15 protein-coding genes, 1 tRNA gene and 1 pseudogene are annotated in these 18,347 nt (G+C 72.1%); 8 read left to right on the top strand and 9 right to left on the bottom strand.

Annotation, left to right across the window (positions count from 1 at the left end; genetic code table 11):
- The coding region (locus tag ABCQ75_RS16060; protein ID WP_345885927.1) for an IS110 family RNA-guided transposase at positions 1 to 897 on the bottom strand (897 nt) is incomplete at its 3' end.
- 486 nt (positions 898 to 1,383) lie between these two features.
- Between ABCQ75_RS16060 and ABCQ75_RS16055 the strand changes: the two genes are divergently transcribed.
- From ABCQ75_RS16055 to ABCQ75_RS16045, 3 genes are all read left to right on the top strand, one after another.
- Positions 1,384 to 1,668 (top strand): HU family DNA-binding protein, encoded by a 285-nt coding sequence (locus tag ABCQ75_RS16055; protein WP_345886637.1) that lies wholly within the window; start codon positions 1,384 to 1,386, stop codon positions 1,666 to 1,668.
- A gap of 86 nt (positions 1,669 to 1,754) precedes the next feature.
- Positions 1,755 to 3,938: a bifunctional copper resistance protein CopD/cytochrome c oxidase assembly protein gene (locus ABCQ75_RS16050; RefSeq protein WP_427916121.1), complete on the top strand. Its 2,184-nt coding sequence runs from the start codon at positions 1,755 to 1,757 to the stop codon at positions 3,936 to 3,938.
- A 213-nt stretch (positions 3,939 to 4,151) separates the two neighbouring features.
- Positions 4,152 to 6,299, top strand: a complete 2,148-nt coding sequence (locus tag ABCQ75_RS16045) for an NHL domain-containing thioredoxin family protein (RefSeq protein WP_345886636.1) — start codon at positions 4,152 to 4,154, stop codon at positions 6,297 to 6,299.
- Between the two features lie 40 nt (positions 6,300 to 6,339).
- Here ABCQ75_RS16045 and ABCQ75_RS16040 read toward each other — a convergent pair whose 3' ends face one another.
- The 5 genes from ABCQ75_RS16040 to ABCQ75_RS16020 all read right to left on the bottom strand — a co-directional run bounded on the left by ABCQ75_RS16040 (position 6,340) and on the right by ABCQ75_RS16020 (position 11,644).
- Complete coding sequence (locus ABCQ75_RS16040) at positions 6,340 to 7,329, bottom strand: hypothetical protein (RefSeq protein ID WP_345886635.1); 990 nt, start codon at positions 7,327 to 7,329, stop codon at positions 6,340 to 6,342.
- 191 nt (positions 7,330 to 7,520) lie between these two features.
- Positions 7,521 to 9,209 carry a helicase HerA-like domain-containing protein gene (locus ABCQ75_RS16035; protein WP_345886634.1) on the bottom strand — a complete coding sequence of 563 codons (1,689 nt, stop codon included), beginning with the start codon at positions 9,207 to 9,209 and terminating at the stop codon, positions 7,521 to 7,523.
- Positions 9,210 to 9,339: 130 nt separating this feature from the next.
- A complete protein-coding gene (locus tag ABCQ75_RS16030; RefSeq protein ID WP_345886633.1) occupies positions 9,340 to 10,275 on the bottom strand; it encodes an AEC family transporter in 936 nt (311 codons plus the stop codon).
- A 7-nt stretch (positions 10,276 to 10,282) separates the two neighbouring features.
- Complete coding sequence (gene panD, locus ABCQ75_RS16025) at positions 10,283 to 10,699, bottom strand: aspartate 1-decarboxylase (protein ID WP_345886632.1); 417 nt, start codon at positions 10,697 to 10,699, stop codon at positions 10,283 to 10,285.
- Positions 10,700 to 10,792: 93 nt separating this feature from the next.
- Positions 10,793 to 11,644, bottom strand: a complete 852-nt coding sequence (locus ABCQ75_RS16020; RefSeq protein WP_345886631.1) for a LysR family transcriptional regulator — start codon at positions 11,642 to 11,644, stop codon at positions 10,793 to 10,795.
- A gap of 184 nt (positions 11,645 to 11,828) precedes the next feature.
- Here ABCQ75_RS16020 and ABCQ75_RS16015 point away from each other — a divergent pair, with 184 nt between their 5' ends.
- Positions 11,829 to 13,244, top strand: a complete 1,416-nt coding sequence (locus tag ABCQ75_RS16015; protein WP_345886630.1) for an MFS transporter — start codon at positions 11,829 to 11,831, stop codon at positions 13,242 to 13,244.
- 170 nt (positions 13,245 to 13,414) lie between these two features.
- Here ABCQ75_RS16015 and ABCQ75_RS16010 read toward each other — a convergent pair.
- Together ABCQ75_RS16010 and ABCQ75_RS16005 are read right to left on the bottom strand one after the other, a co-directional pair.
- Positions 13,415 to 13,485: transfer RNA gene (locus ABCQ75_RS16010), tRNA-Gly, on the bottom strand.
- A gap of 90 nt (positions 13,486 to 13,575) precedes the next feature.
- Entirely contained in the window at positions 13,576 to 14,589 is a 1,014-nt protein-coding gene (locus tag ABCQ75_RS16005; RefSeq protein ID WP_345886629.1) for a GlxA family transcriptional regulator, read from the bottom strand.
- Between the two features lie 29 nt (positions 14,590 to 14,618).
- Here ABCQ75_RS16005 and ABCQ75_RS16225 point away from each other — a divergent pair.
- From ABCQ75_RS16225 to dcd, 4 genes and pseudogenes are all read left to right on the top strand, one after another.
- Positions 14,619 to 15,365, top strand: a pseudogene (locus ABCQ75_RS16225) (APC family permease); the annotation flags it as partial.
- Between the two features lie 145 nt (positions 15,366 to 15,510).
- Positions 15,511 to 15,936 (top strand): hypothetical protein, encoded by a 426-nt coding sequence (locus ABCQ75_RS16000; protein ID WP_345886628.1) that lies wholly within the window; start codon positions 15,511 to 15,513, stop codon positions 15,934 to 15,936.
- Between the two features lie 62 nt (positions 15,937 to 15,998).
- A complete protein-coding gene (locus tag ABCQ75_RS15995; protein WP_345886627.1) occupies positions 15,999 to 16,448 on the top strand; it encodes an SRPBCC family protein in 450 nt (149 codons plus the stop codon).
- Between the two features lie 45 nt (positions 16,449 to 16,493).
- Entirely contained in the window at positions 16,494 to 17,069 is a 576-nt protein-coding gene (gene dcd, locus ABCQ75_RS15990; protein WP_345886626.1) for a dCTP deaminase, read from the top strand.
- A 118-nt stretch (positions 17,070 to 17,187) separates the two neighbouring features.
- Here the strand turns inward: dcd and ABCQ75_RS15985 are convergent, their stop codons facing one another.
- Positions 17,188 to 18,165, bottom strand: coding sequence for a hypothetical protein (locus ABCQ75_RS15985; protein ID WP_345886625.1), 978 nt, complete (start codon positions 18,163 to 18,165; stop codon positions 17,188 to 17,190).
- Positions 18,166 to 18,347: the final 182 nt, after the last annotated feature.

The following is an 18,347-nucleotide window of genomic DNA, read 5'->3' as shown; positions in this document are numbered from 1 at the left end:
GTTCTGGCCGGGCGCGGTCCCGGCCCAGGAGGCGAGATGGTCGGGGGTGGGGAAGCGGCTCATGTCCGCCCCGGTCTCGGCGACGATGATGTCTGCGGTCACCGTGCTGATCCCGGGGATGGTGCAGATCAGGTCGTGGAAGGGGCGAAAGGGCTCCATGAGGTCCTGGATCCGTTCGGTGAGCTGCTCCAGGGCGGCGCTGTGGCGGTCGATGAGGTCCAGATGGACACGGGCCAGGAACGCGTGGTGCTCGGTGAAGCGGCCGGTGAGGGCATCGGTCAGGGCAGGGATCTTGGCCCGGAGCCGCCCGCGCGCCAGGCCCGCGAGGGCCGCTGGGTCGCGTTCGCCGGCGATCAGCGCCTCGAGCATGGCCCTGCTCGAGACGCCCAGAGTCTCAGAGGCAACCGAGGAGAGCTTGATCCCAGCGTCCTCGAGCAGCTTCTCCAGTCGTTGGACCTCGCGGGTCCGCTCGCGGGTGATGGCCGTCCGGGTGCGGGTCAGGTCGCGCAGTTGGCGGATCGGCGCGGGCGGGACGAATGAGCCGGTCACGAGCCCATGGGCGCCCAGCTGCGCGAGCCAGGTCGCGTCCGCGACATCGGTCTTGCGCCCCGGCAGACTCCGGGCATGTCGCGCATTCACCAGCATCAGCCCGAGGCCAGCGTCCTCGAGCAGGTAGTAGAACGGCTTCCAGTAGTCTCCTGTTGCCTCCATCACCACGCAGGTCACTCCCTCGGCAACCAGATGATCCCGGAGGGCGAGGATCTGCCCACTCATCGACGACCAGGTCGTGACGGTCTCGACCGCCTTGGACCGTCCCGATCCGGCGATCCGCACGCACACCTTCGCATCGCGCTTGGAGATGTCGATCCCAGCGCACCGCGGGTGAATGAGTTCCATCGTCCCACTCCTTCCCATACGACAGGTCCGCCGTGGGGAGGGCAGGGGAAACTCAGAATTCTGACACTCGGGCTCGAAGCACCAATCCACAGTCCCGTGTGGAACCCTCCGCTCCCATGCTGTACTGCGGGCACGAAGCACCACAGATGAAACCGGGCTCTGACCACGACCGACCCCCTCAGGATCCGACCGGCCCCGCGATCAGGCAACAGGCGACCACACGTCGATCTTCGCAAACCCATGGTGCGCCCCGAAGGCGGCGCCGGAATGCTGTACCCGGAACGGGCGGGGAGCGGTGTGATCTGTACCCGAAACGGGGCTGTGGGGGCGGTTCCGGGGGCCCAAACCGGCCGGGCACGCCGAAAAAGCCCGAAAACACGCGGGAATTTCCTCGACAGCACTGCATCAGCTGGTAAGTTGCGGTAGCAGCAGCCCCAAGCGACCTGCGGCGGGCTGACCCGAATAATCCGACGTCCAGGAGGACACATGGCTAAGAACCGCAGCGAGCTGGTTGCAGAGGTCGCTGGCAAGACCAGCCTGAGCCAGGCCGCCGTCAACGGCGTGCTCGACGCCCTGTTCGAGGTCTTCGAGACCTCCGTTGCCCAGGGCGAGAAGGTCAGCATCCCCGGCTGGCTCGCCGTCGAGCGCACCGAGCGTGCCGCCCGCACCGGCCGCAACCCGCAGACCGGCGCGGCCATCGAGATCCCGGCCGGCTACAGCGTCAAGCTGACCGCCGGTTCCAAGCTCAAGGCTGCCGCCTCGGGCAAGTAGAGACCACGCGTGAAGGGGCAGGGGCCGTAAGGCCCCTGCCCCTTCGTGTTTAACGCCGCCCCTCTCCGGTCGGGGACAATGGAAGGGTGCCTCGTACAGCTCTGCCTTTCCGTCCCGACGCGTCCCCAGCCCTGGACGGGCCCGGGAGGGGCTGGGCGATCGCTGCGCTGGCCGTGGCCGGCGTGGCGCTCGCCCTCGGCCTCGCGTTCTCGGGGGCCGCGGCCATGCGTGCGGTCCTCGACCCGGGCGACGTGGTCCGGTGGGGCCTGCCCGCCGCCAAGACGGCCCTGAACCTCTCGCTCGCCCTCGTCGTGGGCGGCATCGCCTTCGCGGTGGGCATCGTCCCCCGGTACCCGACGCCCCGGCGGGCGCACGACGGCGGGCGGGGCCCGGCGTCGTCCGCGGACTCCGGTGATGCGCACCCGGGCGGGGCGGCCACGCAGCCGCACGACGGAGACGAGCACCCCGCGTTCACGCGCGCCGTGCGCGTCGCGGCAGCAGGCGCCCTCGCATGGACCGTGAGCGCGATCGCCGTGCTGGTCCTGACGCACTCGGACCTCGTGGGGCGACCGGTCTCCGGCGACACGGACTACACGCAGCAGCTCGTGTTCTTCATGACCGAGATCGACGCGGGGCGCGGATGGGTGGCGATTGTCGCGATCGCGGCCACCGTCGCGACCCTCCTCTTCGCGGTCCGCTCCCTCACGGGGCTTGCGCTCACGGGCCTGCTCGCCCTCACCGGCCTCGCGCCGCTCGCACTCATGGGGCACTCGGCGAGTGCCGGCGACCACGAGGGGGCGGTCAACTCGCTCGGCCTGCACCTCGTGGGCGCGTCTCTGTGGGTGGGCGGCATCGCGCTGCTCGTCCTGCTCGGCCGGACCCTCGCCGGTGGCCCGGACCGCGCGGGCGCCGCCGCCCAGGGAGCCGGCGGGCAGCAGGCAGTCGACGCGACCGAGCCCGTGCTGCGGCGGTTCTCGGCACTGGCCCTGTTCGCGTTCCTGCTCGTGGTGGGCTCCGGCGTCGTGAACGCGCTCGTGCGGCTCCCGAACCCGGCGGACCTGGTCGCCACCGCGTACGGGCAGCTCATCCTGGCCAAGACGGTGCTCGCACTCGTCCTGGGCGGGATCGGGTTGATGCACCGGCAGTGGGTCATCCCCCAGCTCGGGCGCGGCGCGTCCGCGCGGCGCGTGCTGTGGCAGCTGGTGGGCGTGGAGGCCGTCCTCATGGGCGCGGTCTCGGGGATCGCCGTGGCGCTCTCGCGCTCGGCCCCGCCCGAGCCCACCTCGTACGCGCCGGACGCGTCCCCGGCGTTCATCCTCTCCGGCTACGAGCTGCCGCCGGAGCTCACCGCCGAGCGCTGGATCACCGAGTGGCGCCCGGACTGGCTCTGGGTCACCGTCACTGTCTTCGCCGCGGCCTCGTATGCGCTGGGGCTCCTCAAGGTGGCCCGCCGGGGGGACTCCTGGCCGTGGGCGCGCGCCGTGAGCTGGTTCGTGGGGCTCGTGGTCCTGGGCTACATCACGAGCGGCCCGCCCGCCGTGTACGGGCGGGTGCTCTTCTCGGCGCACATGGTGGACCACATGATGCTGACCATGGTCGCGCCGCTGTTCCTCGTCCTCGGCTCGCCGGTCACCCTCGCGCTCAAGGCCCTCGCCCCGCGCCGTGACGGGAGCCGGGGCCTGCGCGAGTGGCTCCTCGTCTTCGTGCACTCGAAGTTCTCCCAGCTCGTGACCCACCCGCTGTTCGCGGCGGCGAACTTCGCAGGCTCCATCATCCTGTTCTACTACTCGGACCTGTTCGGGTTCGCCCTGCGGGAGCATGTAGGCCACGAGCTCATGAACCTGCACTTCCTGCTCACCGGGTACATCTTCGTGCTCTCGATGATCGGCGCGGACCCGCTTCCGCGCCGGGCGCCGTACCCGCTGCGGCTCCTCCTGCTGTTCGCCACCATGGCGTTCCACGCGTTCTTCGGCGTGGCGCTCACGGGCTCGGAAATCCTCCTCGAGCCCGGGTACTTCGGCAACCTCGGCCGGCCGTGGGGCCAGAGCGCGATCGAGGACCAGCAGACCGGCGGGGCCATCGCGTGGGGGATCGGGGAGATCCCCACCCTGTGCGTCGCGATCGGGGTCGCCGTCATGTGGGCCAAGTCGGACGCGCGCGAGACCCGGCGCCGTGACCGGGCTGCGGACCGGGACAACGAGGCCGAGCTCGAGGCGTACAACGCCATGTTCTCCCGCCTCAACGCCCGCGACCGCTCCCGGGGCCAGTAGGAGGGGGACAGCAGCCGGGCCGCCAGCCGGCGGTCGCGGCCTGTGTCCCTGCGCGGGCACGGGCTCATGTCCGAACGTTTCGGCCCGCGCGGCCCGAGGAACAAAGCCCGCGATAATGGGGTTGACCCCTAGAGCGCGCCCGTCCCGACGGCGCCGACCTGCCAGTGCGGCCCGCAGCGGCTGCAGGAGAAGAACGTGTGGCGAGGAGTGCCCGTGACCGCAGAATCGAAGACCACCGAGGCCGCGAGCGTCCGGTCCAACCACCGGGTCCGCGCGAGTGAGCTCGCCGGCCGCGCCTGGCTCAACACCGGCGGCAGGGACCTGGACCTCGAGGCCCTGCGCGGCAAGATCGTGATCCTCGACTTCTGGACGTTCTGCTGCATCAACTGCCTCCACGTCCTGGACGAGCTGCGCCCCTTGGAGGAGAAGTACGCGGACGTCCTCGTGACCGTGGGCGTGCACTCGCCGAAGTTCGAGCATGAGGCGGACCCGGTGGCGCTCGCCGCCGCGGTGGAGCGCTACGAGATCCACCACCCCGTGCTGGACGATCCGGACCTGCTCACATGGCAGGCCTACACGGCCCGCGCCTGGCCCACCCTCGTCGTCGTCGACCCCGAGGGCTACATCGTGGCGCACCTCTCGGGGGAGGGGCACTCGGGCGGCCTCGGCGTCCTCATCGAGGAGCTCGTCGCCGAGCACGAGGCCAAGGGCACCCTGCACCGCGGGGACGGCCCCTACGTGGCACCCGAGCCGACCGCCGGAACCCTCCGCTTCCCCGGGCAGGCGGTGCCGCTCGAGAACGGCAACCACCTCGTGGTCGACACGGGGCACCACCGCCTTGTCGAGCTGCGCCCGGACCTCACCACGGTGGAGCGGGTCATCGGCTCCGGCGCCAAGGGCCACCTGGACGGCCAGGCCGAGGTCGCGCAGTTCAACGAGCCGCAGGGCGTGGCCATCCTGCCCGCTGCCATCGCCTGGAAGACCGGCTACGAGGCCGTCGTGGCGGACACGGTGAACCACCGCCTCCGCGGCGTCACGCTCAGCTCCGGGTACGTGCAGACCGTGGCCGGCAACGGCATCCAGCGCCTCCTCGACGCGGGCCCGGCCCGCGTGGACGGTGACGGCGCCGGCACCTGGGCGAGCCCGGAGAAGGCTGCGAAGGCCGGGAAGGGCACGGCCGGCTCGCCGCAGGAGGGCATCGCGCACGACGGCGGTGCTGCCGCCGCGGAGCTGCCGCACGACGTCGCCGCTGCGGGCGCCGCGGGCGTCACCCCCGGTGAGCCGCACGACGTCTACGCGGGCGATGCCGAGGACATCGGCTACCTGGGGCACGGCCCGAACGTGTCACTGTCCTCGCCATGGGACGTCGTATGGAGCGAGAAGCTCCAGAAGGTCGTCATCGCGATGGCCGGGACCCACCAGCTCTTCACATTCGATCCCCTGAGCAACGAGGTCGCCATCCTCGCCGGCTCTGGGCTCGAGGGCCTGCTCGACGGCCCCGGCCCGCAGGCGTGGTTCGCGCAGCCGTCCGGCCTGGCCGTGGACCCCTCCGGCGACCTCTGGGTGGCCGACTCCGAGACCTCGGCGCTGCGCCGGGTGAGGCTCGGCGCCGCGGGCGCGAACGGCCGGAACGGTGTGGCGGTGACGGTCGAGACGGCCGTGGGCAAGGGCCTCTTCGACTTCGGCTTCCGCGACGGCGAGGCGGGCGCCGCGCGCCTGCAGCACCCGCTCGGCGTCGCCGTCCTGCCCGACGGCTCCGTGGCGATCGCGGACACGTACAACGGGGCGGTGCGCCGCTATGACCCCACTGCCGTGACGGTGTCCACCCTGGCGCGCGGGCTCGCGGAGCCGGCCGACGTCGTCGTGCTTCCCTCCGCGGGGGAGAAGGGCGAGCCGCTGCTCCTCGTGACCGAGACGAACCGGCACGAGCTCGTGCTCGTCCCGATCCCCAAGGACGCCCAGCAGGTGGATGAGGGCGAGCGGCAGACCCAGAGGCCGCGCACGGCCGTAGCCCCGGGGCCGCTGGCCCTCGCTGTCCGCTTCGCCGCCCCGACCGGGCAGAAGCTCGACGACCGCTGGGGCGACCCGACCCAGCTCAAGGTCTCCTCGACCCCGCCCGAGCTGCTCCTGGGCGGGGCTGGTACCTCGCAGGGGCTCGTCCGCACGCTCGAGCTCAACCCCGAGATCTCCGAGGGCGTCCTGCACATCACGGCCCGCGCGGCCGCATGCGACGGCGCGCCCGGCGAGGAGATCCCGGACCACGCCGCCTGCCACCTGTACCAGCAGGACTGGGGCATCCCCGTGGTCCTCGAGGCGGGCGCGGATGCCGAGCTCGCCCTGGACCTGCGCGGCCTGGACTGACGCGCCGCCCGGGTGGGCCGCTGCCCGCCCGGGCCCCGGCCTACCCGAGCTGCGGGGTGACCGTGATGGCGCTCTCGCCCACGGTGAGGCGCACGGAGAAGCTGTACGGAACCTGCACCTCGAGCGGTGCCGTGGCCCCTGTGAAGAGGTCGATCCGCGTGGCCGTGAGCCTCGCCTTGCCCTCGAGGGGTGCGACGACCCACCGGCCCGCGAACGGCTCGATCGTCACAGGCGGGTATGCCGAGACCTTCCAGGAGATGGTGCCGTCCTGGATGCGGTCATCGGTCGGGAACACGAACGGGCAGTCCGGCTGGAGCCGCTGCTGCTCCGTGGCGGTGCGCGCGCACGAGTCGAGGTACTCGCGGACCTTCGCGTCGATCGCCTTGACGAGCTGCGGCGTCGCCTTCGTGGCGAGGTTGAGCGTGGGCTGCGTGTCCCGGCCGCTCGCGATCGCGGCGGTGGGCTCCGCGGCGAAGTTCTTCCCGGGCAGCGAGCCGACGTACGAGCCGGGGTAGAACACGGGGAAGGCGTTGCGGCCTGCCGGCATGTTCACGGGGGCGCCGTTGATTGTGGCGTGGGTCGAGTTGACCACGGTGGCCTGGAGCACGGGCAGCGTGCCCGGGGAGATGGACCAGCGGGGGAAGAACAGCCAGTCCGTGCCGGTGCGCTCCATCGGGAACACGGCCTCCTGCCGGGAACCGTCCACGGTGTAGGAGACGGTGACGGAGGCGCTCGAGTCGTCCGCCGAGGTGGTCGCATACGAGATGTCCTCGACGCGGGACATGGAGTCCTTGAGCGGCCCGCCGTCGAGCAGGGCCGCGCTGCCGGCCGGCACCTGGGCGCCGAGGAGGCCGAGGGCGCGGCCGCCGTCGCCGGCCTCGAGGGCGGCGATGTAGCGGCGCACGGGCTGCTCGGGCCCGGCCACCGTGGTCTTGACGGCCACGACGGCCACCACCGTCGCGACGATCACCAGGACCAGGGCGAGCAGCCAGGCGGCGGCGGCCTTGATGAAGGCGGGACTCGTCTGCACCCGCCACACCCTATCAACGCCAGAGCCGGGACCCCGCAACGTGCGGGCAGGGACCCCGCAACGTGCGGGCAGGGACCCCGCAACGTGCGGGCAGGGACCCCGCAACGTGTGGGGAGCGATGTGGGGTCCCTGGCGGTGTGATGTGGGGTCCCTGGCGGTGTGTTGTGGGGTCCCTGGTCGCGGGAGCCGCCTCAGCGGCGCCGCCTCCGGGAGGACGTCCCGAACATGCCGCGCACGAGCTCGCGGCCCAGCTGCGTCCCGACCGAGCGCGCCATCGAGCGCAGGCCGCCTCCCAGCGCCCCGCCGAGCGCCCCTCCCAGCGCGCCGACGACGTCGCCCAGCATCCCGCCATCGTCCGTCCGCCCCGGCGCCGGCCCCGGGGCCTGCCCCGGCACGCGCTCGAGGTTCGGCGAGGGCAGCGGCGGGGGAGTGGGCGCACCCGCCGGCGATGGTCCGGGCCCCTGCGGCGCGGGCTGCTCGGCGGCAGCGCGCCCCAGCTTCTCGAAGGCGGTGACGTTGTCGACGGCGGTCGCGTACTTCGGCGCGAGGGGCGAGGCCTGGGCGGTGCCCGCCACGAGGGAAGGGTCCGAGGGGCCCATCCTCGAGCCGGGTGCGCGCAGACGCGTGAGGGCCACGGGAGTGGGCGCGCCCTCCTCGTCCGTGACCGTCACCACTGCCTCGCCGATGCCCGCGGAGGTGAGGACCTCCTCGAGGTCGTAGTCGCTGACGGGGAACGTGGAGACGGTGGCCTTGAGCGCCTTCGCGTCCTGCGGCGTGAACGCGCGCAGGGCGTGCTGGACCCGATTGGCGAGCTGGCCCAGCACGTCGGCAGGGACATCCTTGGGCGTCTGGGTGACGAAGAAGACGCCCACCCCCTTGGAGCGGATGAGCCGGACCGTCTGGGTGATCGCGTCCAGGAACGCGTCCGAGGCGTCCTCGAACAGCAGGTGGGCCTCGTCGAGGAAGAACACGAGCTTGGGCTTCTCGGGATCGCCCACCTCGGGGAGGTCCTCGAAGAGGTCCGCGAGGAGCCACATGAGGAAGGTCGAGAAGAGGAGGGGCCTGCTCTGGAGGGTCGGGAGCTCGAGGCAGGTGATGACGCCGCGACCGTCCTCGGCGGTGCGGAGCAGCTCCGAGGTCTCGAACTCGGGTTCGCCGAAGAACGCGTCGAGCCCGGCCGCCTCGAGGGCCACGAGCTCGCGGAGGATCACCCCGGCGGTCGCCTTCGAGAGGCCCCCCAGCTGCGCGAGCCCGTCCTTGCCCTGAGGGGAGGTGAGGAACTGGATGACCGCGCGCAGGTCCTTGAGGTCCACGAGTTCGAGGCCGTTGCGGTCTGCGAAGTGGAAGACGAGCTGGAGGCTCGACTCCTGCGTCTCGTTGAGCTCCATGACGCGGGCGAGGAGGAGGGGGCCGAAGGACGTGACCGTGGCGCGGACGGGCACTCCGCTGCCGTCCCCGCCGAGGGCGAGGAACTCGACCGGGAACGCCGCCGGCCGCCACTCCTGGCCGAGCGCGGAGGTGCGGGCGAGGAGCTTCTCCCCGGCCTCGCCCGGGGTCGCGAGGCCCGAGAGGTCTCCCTTGACGTCCGTGAGGAAGACCGGCACCCCGGCGGCCGAGAGCTGCTCCGACATCATCTGGAGCGTCACTGTCTTGCCCGTTCCGGTGGCGCCGGCCACGAGGCCGTGCCGGTTCATCATCGCGAGCGGAAGTGACACCTGTGCTTCGGGGCGGACTTCGCCGTCCACGATCGCAGCGCCGAGCGCGATGGCCTGGCCCTCGAACACGTAGCCATGCTGGATGGCCCCGAGCTTCTCCGCCGCCGTCTTCTCGGGAGCGGGCTTCCCTGCCCTCGTCTTCCCTGCCCTCGTCTGCTCAGCCATGGCGCCCAGCCTAGTGGTGGGGACACGAGACATGGCCAAGCGTGGGGTGGGAGGTGGCCGCGTGTGGGGTGGGAGGTGGCCACGTGTGGGGTGGGAGGTGGCCACGTGTGGGGTGGGAGGTGGCCACGCGTCAGGAGAGGAGTGCCGCCATCGCGGCCATCGCGGGTACGGCCACCACTGTGGTGATGAGCACGGTGTCCTTCCCGACGACGAGCCCCTCCTGGTAGCGCTGGGCCGCGATGTAGACGTTCTGCGCGGTGGGGAGGGCGGCGGTGACCACCGCTGCGAAGAGGGCATGGCCCTCGATCCCGAGCACGAAGCGCGCGAACACGAAGGCGATCGCCGGATGGACCGCGAGCTTCAGGACCGTGGCAAGGGCAGTGTCCAGGCGCCGGCCGTCCGCAGCCTGCAGCGGCCGGGAGCCATGCAGGGAGATGCCGAACGCCATGAGCATCGCGGGGATCGCCGCTCCGCCGATGAGGTGGATCGGCTGCATGACCACCTCGGGCAGTCGCCAGCCCGTCGCCGCGAGGGCGAGGCCCGTCATCGACCCGATGATCATCGGGTTCGTCACGATGGGGAGCACGAACTGGCCCACGCGTGCCCACCCCGGCTTCGCGGTCGCCGTCGTGCCGTCCAGGAGGAGGAGGTAGGAGGGCGTGAAGAGCGCGAGCTGGAAGATCAGCAGGGGCGCCACGTAGCTCGCGTCGCCGAGGACGAACACCGAGATGGGGATCCCGAGGTTGGCCGAGTTCGCCAGGGACGAGCTCATGGACGCGATGAGCGACTCCGGAAGGGTGCGGCGCCGCCACCACACGAAGGCCAGGAACGAGAGGAGGCCGACGGCGGTCGAGCTCACCGCGATGACGAGGAGGTGCGATGAGAAGACGCTGCGCACGTCCGCGTTGGCCAGGGTCTCGAGGAGTAGCGCGGGGCTCGCCACGAAGAAGGCGAGCCGGCTGAGGACGCGTTGGGCGCCGTCGCCCAGGACGCTCCGGCGGGCGCAGAGCCACCCGACGCCGATGATCGCCCAGACGACGGAGAACCCCGCCAGGACGCCTAGCACACTGCCGCTAGCGGCTGACGGCGAACGGAGGGCGCAGCAGGCCGGGGGTGATGCCCTCGGCCGGGTCGGTGCCCAGCTCGACGATCTTGTTCTGGGCGTCCACGTGCACCACCGTCGGCACGAACTCGCGCGCCTCCTTGGTGCTCATCGAGCCGTAGGTGATGAGGATGACGAGATCGCCCTCGTGGACGAGGTGGGCGGCCGGGCCGTTGATGCCGAGGACGCCGGAGCCCCGCTCGCCTGCGATCGTGTACGTCTCGAGGCGGGCGCCGTTGGTGACGTCCACGATCGAGACGAGCTCGCCGGGAAGGATGTCGGCCGCGTCGAGGAGGTCCAGGTCGACAGTGACCGAGCCGACGTAGTGCAGGTCGGCATGCGTGACCGTGGCGCGGTGGATCTTGGACTTGAACATTGTGCGGTTCATCGTTCTCCAGTCTACGACGCCGGGTGGTTGTGATGCTGTGGCGCGGGCCTCAGGGCGGGCGCTTGGCGCGTCTGGCGCACGCCCCGCCGGCGGTCACGGCCGGTTCAGCGGCCGGCCCTGGATCGCGGCGATGAGGGCGTCCACTGCTTCCGAGCCCGCGAGCGGGTTGCGGATGAGCGTGAAGTCGACGTCGCCCACCGGCGGGAGGTCGAAGCGGTGGGTGATGACCGTGAGGTCCTCCGGGACGAGGGTGGTGGGCATGACGCCCACGCCGAGGCCGGCCCGGACGGCGGCGAGGATGCCGGCGATCTGCTTCGTGGTGCACGTGACCTTCCACGTCCGCCCGGTCGCCTCGAGGGCCTGGATTGCGAGCGTCCTGCTGAGGCTCGGTGCGGGGTAGGCGACGAGCGGCACGGGCTCGGCAGGGTCGAGGACCGTCTGCTCGAGGCCCACCCATGAGAAGGCGTCGTGCCGGACGACCGTCCCCTCCTGCGCGCCCGCGACCCACTTGACGAACACGAGGTCCAGCTGGCCTGCCTTGAGGCGCCGGTAGAGGTCGTCGCTCTGGCTCACGGTGAGCTCGACGTTGAGCTGGGGGTAGGCCCGCCGGAACTCGCGGAGGATACGGGGCAGGCCGGTGATGGCCAGATCGTCTGCCGTGCCGAAGCGGAGGCGCCCACGCATGGCCGCGCCGGTGAAGTACCGGGCCGCCTCCTCATGGGCGGCGAGGATGGCCCGCGCGAAGCCCGCCATGGCTTCGCCATTGTCGGTGAGCCGCACGCCGTGCGTGTCCCGCACCAGAAGGAGCCGCCGGGCGGCCTTCTCGAGCTTTGCGACATGCTGGCTCACGGTGGGCTGGGCGAGGCCGAGGCGCTCGGCCGCGAGCGTGAAGCTCAGGTGCTCCGCCACGGAGAGGAAGCTGCGCAGGTGCACGGGATCGAACATTTCCCGATCCTCCCGAAATGCATTGCAGAACGCAATAGCAGTTAGAGGCTGAATCCGCTTCCGCAATGCTTTCGCATCCTCGTAGCGTAGAAGGAGTCCGGCCGTGGGGCACCCGATGACGTGAGCACCCGAACAACGGCGCCCGAGAAGACCGCGCACCCGACGAACAAGACCAGGACTGACCGTGACCTCGCCCAGCCGCTCCATGCCCAGCCGCCCCATGCCCAGCCGCTCCATGCCCCGCCGCCCCATGCTCCGTTCCTCCGTCACCGCACGCACCCACGCACACACCCCCGCCTTCCCCTCCCCGACCGTCCAGTCCCCCGTCCCGAGCACCTCCGCGCCGGCAGCCATCCCGCCCACCGGGCCGCTCGGCGTCGTGCATCCCCGCCTCCCGTGGCGGCACACCTTCATCTCGCTGGGCATCCACAACTTCCGCCTCTTCGCCGCCGCGCACCTCGTGGCCGTCATCGCGCTGTGGATGCAGCGGATCGCGCAGGACTGGCTCGTCCTCGAGCTCTCCGGGTCGGTCGCGGCCGTAGGCGTCACCGTGGCGCTGCAGTTCCTGCCCGTGCTCGTGCTGGGTCCGTGGGGCGGGCTCATGGCGGACCGGTTCTCCAAGCGCCGCCTCCTCCAGGGCTGCGCGGTGGCCGCCGCCGCGTGCGCCGCCGCGCTCGCCGTCCTCGCCCTCACCGGCGCGCTCGAGGTGTGGCACGTGTACGCGATCGCGCTCGTGCTCGGGTTCGTGACCGTCCTCGACCAGCCGGCGCGGCAGGTGTTCGTCAACGAGCTCGTGGGGCCCGTGCACCTGCGCAACGCCATCAGCGTCAACTCGACCACGTTCCAGCTCGGCGCCCTCGTGGGGCCCGCGGTGGCCGGCTGGCTGCTCACGGCGGTGGGCGGCGGGTGGGCGTTCGCCGTGAACGCCGCCGCGTGCGTGCTCACCGCCGCGGCGCTCGGGGCGCTGCGCAGGGACGAGCTCGTCGTGGCGCCGCCCGTGCCCAAGGCCAAGGGAATGCTCCGGGAGGCGGTCGCGTACGCGTGGCGCAAGCCCACCATCCGGTGGCCGTGGGCCATGGCCGGCGTGGTGGCGGTGTTCGCGCTGAGCCTCCCGGTGCTCCTTGCCGCCTACGCGGACCATGTCTTCTCCGTGGGCGCGGCCGGATACGGGCTCCTCAACACGATGGTGGCCGTGGGCGCGCTCGCCGGTGCGGTGGCGTCTGCCCGCCGCGTGCGGCTCTCGCTGCGCACCGTGCTGCTCGGCGCGGGGCTCTACGGTGTCATGCTCGCGGCCGCGTCCATCGCGCCGTCGCTCCCGCTGTTCTGCGTCCTCGTGGCCGCTTCTGGATTCTGCGCCCTCATGTTCGTCACCTCCGCCAACCAGCTCGTGCAGACGAGCGCCAACGTGGGCATCCGCGGGCGCGTCATGAGCCTGTACACGATGGTCCTCGTGGGCGGCCAGGCGCTGGGCGGGCCGCTCATGGGGTTCCTTGCCGAGCACTGGGGCGCCCATGCCGCACTGGCGACGGCCGGCGTCGTCCCTGCCTTCGCCGCCGCTGCGCTCGCCGCGGGCCTGCGCCTGCGGGGACGCGGGGCCTGAGGGGGACGCGGGGCCTGAGGGGCGCTCGCGGGGCCGGTGGCCGGTGGGGAACTGTGGGCCGAGGGCCGGACGCGAGGGGGAGCGGGAAGCAGGAAACCCCCGGTCGGAAGACCGGGGGTTTCCTGCTTCCGCGACTCATCCGTGAAGGAGGTCCCGCTACATCACATCGGAGCGGCTGACGGGAATCGAACCCGCGTATCAGGCTTGGGAAGCGTGCGCTCTACCATTGAGCTACAGCCGCGCTGCCCCTGAGGGCACAACCCAGCTTACAGCACGGTCGAGGATGGTCCGTGCATCCCGCGCGGGAGGGACCCGGCCGAGGCGAGGCGCCTCAGGCGGGCACGCGGCGTCGTGCGCGCCGATAGGCCGACGGCGACATGCCCACCGCCCGGGCGAAGTGGGACCGCAGGTTCGCCGCCGTCCCGATGCCGGCCCGTTCCGCGACCCTGTCGACGGGAAGGTCCGTCGACTCCAGGAGCCGGCGCGCGGCGTCGATCCGTCGCTCGAGCAGCCATTGTGTGGGCGACGTCCCCGCTGCGGCCTCGAAGCGCCGGTACAGGGTGCGTCGGCTCATGCGGGCGCGGCGGGCCATGGCGTCCGGGCCGATCGGGGCGTGGAGGTTCTTGAGCGCCCAGTCCATGGCATGCCGCACGGGGTCGGACGGGAGCGGCTGCCCGACCGACTCCAGGTACTCCGACTGGGCCGCCCCGCGCCTCTCCGCCACGACCATCCGCCGTGCGACGCTGGCCGCGACCGCATCCCCGAAGTCCTCGCGCACGAGTTCGAGGCACAGCTCCACCCCGGCGGCAGTGCCGGCGCTCGTGTACACGCCGGAATCGGAGGTGAACAGGACGTCCCGGCGCAGCCGGACCGCCGGGAAGGACGCCTCGAAGTCCTCCCAGTTCATCCAGTGCGTGGTGGCGTCACGGCCGTCCAGGAGCCCGGCCTGCGCGAGCAGGTAGGCGCCCGAGCACAGCGATGCGACCCGCGCGCCCCTCGCCGCCGCGGCCCGCAGCTCCGTCAGGAGCGGCTCCTGCGCGGCGCGGTCCAGCTGCAGGCTCCGCTCACACGCCGGGACGACGATCGTGTCCATCTCCCGCAGCGCTTCCAGCGGCGCGGCGGACGACGGCGCGAGGCCGCCCGCCGTCGTGATCCCGCCGGGCTCGCCGCGGACCATCGTGAGCGCGTACCAGGGGTCGTGCAGGTCGGGACGGGCGATCCCGAAGACCTCGCACGGGATCGCGACCTCGAAGAGCGGGAGGTTGTCGGTCAGCACGAGGGCCACGCGGTGGGGGACGGAGTCCGGGCTGGCGTGGGGGGCCGGAGGATTCTTCTTCGCACCCATGGCACAAATCTAGCGCTCGTCGGCACGGAATGCACTCGTCGGCGGGGAGGCGGATTCCTAGCGTTGGGGGCATGAGTTCAGATCTGGAGGCCGCCGCGGGCCCGGGCACTGCAGGAACGCTCGGGCGGATCCGCGGGCTCGCCTACTACCTCGGCGCCGTCCTCGGCACGGGAGTCATCGCGCTCCCAGCCCTCTCCTACCGCGCCGCCGGCCCGGCGAGCCTCCTGGCCTGGGCCGCCCTCGTCGCCGCATCCGTCCCGATCGCGTGGACCTTCGCCTCTCTGGGCCGTCTGCTGCCGGACGCGGGCGGGGTATCGGCCTACGTGCGCCGGGCCTTCGGCGAGTACTGGGCAACCGCGTCCGGCTGGTGGTTCTACCTCACGATCCCGCTGGGCATCCCCGCCTCGGCGGTCTTCGCAGGACAGTACGCCGCGCACGCACTCGGCGCTTCACGCTGGGTCGCCGTCGCGGTCGCGGCGGCGATCGTCGGCGTCGTGATCTCGGCAGTGTGGGCGGGGGTGAAGAGCTCCTCGACGCTTCAGCTGGCTGTCGCTGGCACGATGCTCACGGTCCTCGTCGTCGCCGTCGGCTCCGGTGTGCCGCACGCGGACGCGTCCCGGCTGGCGCCGGTGGCAGCGGACGGGTGGGGCGGCGTCGGCCAGTCGCTCGCACTGATCGTGTGGGCGTTCGCGGGCTGGGAGGCGATGAGCTACCTCGGCGCGCAGTTCCGCGACCCCCGCCGGGACCTCGGAGTCGTGACGGTGCTGGCGCTCGTGCTCGTGGGGGGGGCTGTACCTCGCCCTCGCGGCGGTCTCCATCCTCGCGCTCGGCGACGGGGCGGGCGGCGACGCGCCCCTCTCGTCCCTCCTGGCGTTCGCCCTCGGGCCCGCCGCTCCCGCGCTCACGGCGGGGCTCGCCGTCGTGCTCACGCTCGGCGTGCTCACGAGCTACGCGACGGGCGCGGCAGAGCTGGGGCGGGCCCTCGGGGAGGCGGGTTCGCTGCCGGCGTGGTTCGGCCAGGGGCGCCACGCGCTCGCGGCGGTGACAGCGCTGGGCGTCGGGGGGCTCGGGGTGCTGGCTCTGGGGCCGGACACGACCGAGGTCCTCGTCCGGCTCGTGACCGCGGCGATCGTCGCGGTGTACCTGTCCGGCCTCGCAGCGGCGGTCCGCATCCTGCCGGGGCGGCGGCAGCGTGTTGTCGCGGCGGTCGGGCTCGCGGCCGTCGTCGGGCTCGCCGTCACCTGCGGGTGGTACCTGGCCTGGCCAGCGCTGCTCGCCGCGGTCGCGGCGTTCCGGCACGCACGACGGCGCCGGGCCGTGCGGTACGGGATCGCTTCCGCGGGATAGGGCTCACCTCGCCGGGACGGAGTCGCCTTGCCGGGGACCGGCCGGGGGCCTAGGGTTCACGCATGGTCGCCGCCGAGCACACCGTCACCGTCCGCCGCTCGCCCGAGGAGGTCTACGCCTTCCTCGCCGACGGGCTCAACAACGCCCGCTGGCGCCGCAGCGTCCGGTCCGTCTCGCTCGCCTCCGGCGCGCCGGGCGAGGTGGGCGCCGTCTACGCCCAGCGGCTCGCCGGCCCGGGCGGGCGCGAGGTGGACGGCGACTACGAGATCACCGACGCCCGCCCCGGGGAGGCCATCCGCTTCCGCGTCGTCGCCGGCCCGGCCCGGCCGCAGGGGGCGTTCCTCCTTGCCCCGGCGGACGATGGCGGAACCCGGGTGAGCTTCGGCCTCACCTTCGAGCCCGCCGGGGTCATGAAGCTGCTGGGCGGGCTCATCCACCGCACGATGGAGGACGAGGTGCACGAGCTCGACCGCCTCAAGGAGGTCCTCGAGTCCGAGGCCCCTGCCACCTAGCGCAAGGCGCCCGTGGGCCGCAGGCCCGGCTGTAGTCTTGGAGGCGTGCTCCTCTCAGACCGCGACATCCGTGCCGAAATCGACACTGCCCGTATCCAGCTCGAACCGTACGAGCCGGCCATGGTGCAGCCCTCGAGTGTGGACGTGCGGATCGACCGGTTCTTCCGGCTCTTCGACAACCACAAGTACGCTCACATCGACCCGTCCGAGGCGCAGCCCGAGCTGACCCGGCTCGTCGAGGTCGAGGGCGACGAGCCGTTCATCCTGCACCCCGGCGAGTTCGTGCTCGGCTCGACCTTCGAGACGGTCACCCTGCCGGACGACATCGCGGCCCGGCTCGAGGGCAAGTCCTCGCTCGGACGCCTCGGGCTGCTCACCCACTCGACGGCCGGCTTCATCGATCCGGGCTTCTCGGGGCACGTCACGCTCGAGCTCTCCAACGTCGCGACGCTGCCGATCAAGCTGTGGCCGGGCATGAAGATCGGGCAGCTGTGCTTCTTCCGGCTCTCCTCGGCGGCCGAGCACCCCTATGGTTCGGGCGAGTACGGCAACCGCTACCAGGGCCAGCGCGGCCCGACGGCGTCGCGCAGCTACCTGAACTTCCACCGCACGAGCATCTGACGGCGGTCCCGCCCACCCTCGGCCCCCGCCCTCACCGCGGGCCCCCGCCCTCACCGCGGGCCCCCGCCCTCACCGCGAATTGTTGGGTTGAGCAGGGTGTAGGGCCTCTTGACCCTGCTCAACCCAACAATTCGCGGGGGTGGGGGGAGCGGGAAGACCCCACTCCCTGCGCCTCGAGCCGAGAAAGGCGCGCGCGGACCAGTTCGGCCACACCGTCCCATCCCCGGCGGGCGACATCCGCGGCGGAGACGATGAGCTGGTCCCAGCCGACATCGGCCACACCCCGATTCCGCCAGTTGTCCCGAGCCTGCTGTTCCGCGCTCCGGTGATGCTCGCCGTCGTACTGCAGTGCGAGCCGGGGGCCTACGAACGCCTGGTCGGGCCACGCCACGGGCCGGCCGTCCGGAGTCCGGATCACGTAGTTGAGGGTCGGCTCGGGAAGGCCCGCCTCGGCCTCGGCGAGGCGGAGCAGCGTCTCGGGGACCGAATCCGAACCAACTCGTACGAGGTCCAAGGCCGCCCGTGCAGCCGGCAGGCCCCGCACCCGGCGTCGGGATTCCACGAAGGCCCGCAGCGCCTCGATTCCCACGAGCGGCTCTCGCGGCACTGGGAATCCGCGGGGGTGCTCGCAGACGAGGAAGTCGCCAATGGCCACGACGTACTCGTGCGGGAGGACGCTGGCGAGGTCCAGCCACGTGCGCTCCCGCGACGTGATCGGCACGCCGTCCGCCACGAGGATGTCAGCCTCGGACAGGCGCATCCGGTGGCAGACTACGCCCGGGCGGATGCTTCCGGGCGTCCGCGACGGTCTGGTCACGTGGATGGCAGAATCCCGCTCCTGGGAGAGGGGGAGGGGGAAGCCCCAGATCCTGGCGGCTGTGGTGAAGCTGGCCACGGCATCAGGCATGAGCGCCAGGACCGGCCTCACGATCTCGGCGGGGGTCATCGCCACGCCCCACGGAACGCGGATCCCGCGGGTCGGTGCGACGAGGTCGGCTGCCGCGAGCCGACTGCGGCCAACCCCTGCCGAACGAGCCTCCCTGATCGCGAAGGACCTGCCGGAGAGCTCCGGGGGGAGAGGCGGGCGCACGTTCATGGTCCCATGGTGGGCCCAGAGCGGATGGGCGCCCCGTGCGGGAGGCGGTTATCCACAGAAGAGGCCGTATATGGGTCCGCTGTGGAGGGACAATCGCGCCCGCCCCCCCCGCGAAATGTTGGGTTGAGCAGGGTGCAGGGCGGGTCCACCCTGCTCAAGTCAACATTTCGCGCGGGGTGGGG

The sequence above is a fragment of the Sinomonas halotolerans genome, from assembly GCF_039615075.1.
Taxonomy (GTDB): Bacteria; Actinomycetota; Actinomycetes; order Actinomycetales; family Micrococcaceae; genus Sinomonas; species Sinomonas halotolerans.
This window is presented reverse-complemented; position numbering and strand designations above follow the sequence as displayed.

What these genes read in the sequence shown, in the direction of transcription:
- ABCQ75_RS16055 (WP_345886637.1), top strand. Translation starts at nt 1,384, where the DNA reads ATGGCTAAGAACCGCAGCGAGCTGGTTGCAGAGGTCGCTGGCAAGACC.
- ABCQ75_RS16035 (WP_345886634.1), bottom strand. Translation starts at nt 9,209, where the DNA reads ATGGCTGAGCAGACGAGGGCAGGGAAGACGAGGGCAGGGAAGCCCGCT.
- panD (WP_345886632.1), bottom strand. Translation starts at nt 10,699, where the DNA reads ATGAACCGCACAATGTTCAAGTCCAAGATCCACCGCGCCACGGTCACG.
- ABCQ75_RS16020 (WP_345886631.1), bottom strand. Translation starts at nt 11,644, where the DNA reads ATGTTCGATCCCGTGCACCTGCGCAGCTTCCTCTCCGTGGCGGAGCAC.
- ABCQ75_RS16005 (WP_345886629.1), bottom strand. Translation starts at nt 14,589, where the DNA reads ATGGGTGCGAAGAAGAATCCTCCGGCCCCCCACGCCAGCCCGGACTCC.
- ABCQ75_RS15995 (WP_345886627.1), top strand. Translation starts at nt 15,999, where the DNA reads ATGGTCGCCGCCGAGCACACCGTCACCGTCCGCCGCTCGCCCGAGGAG.
- ABCQ75_RS15985 (WP_345886625.1), bottom strand. Translation starts at nt 18,165, where the DNA reads ATGAACGTGCGCCCGCCTCTCCCCCCGGAGCTCTCCGGCAGGTCCTTC.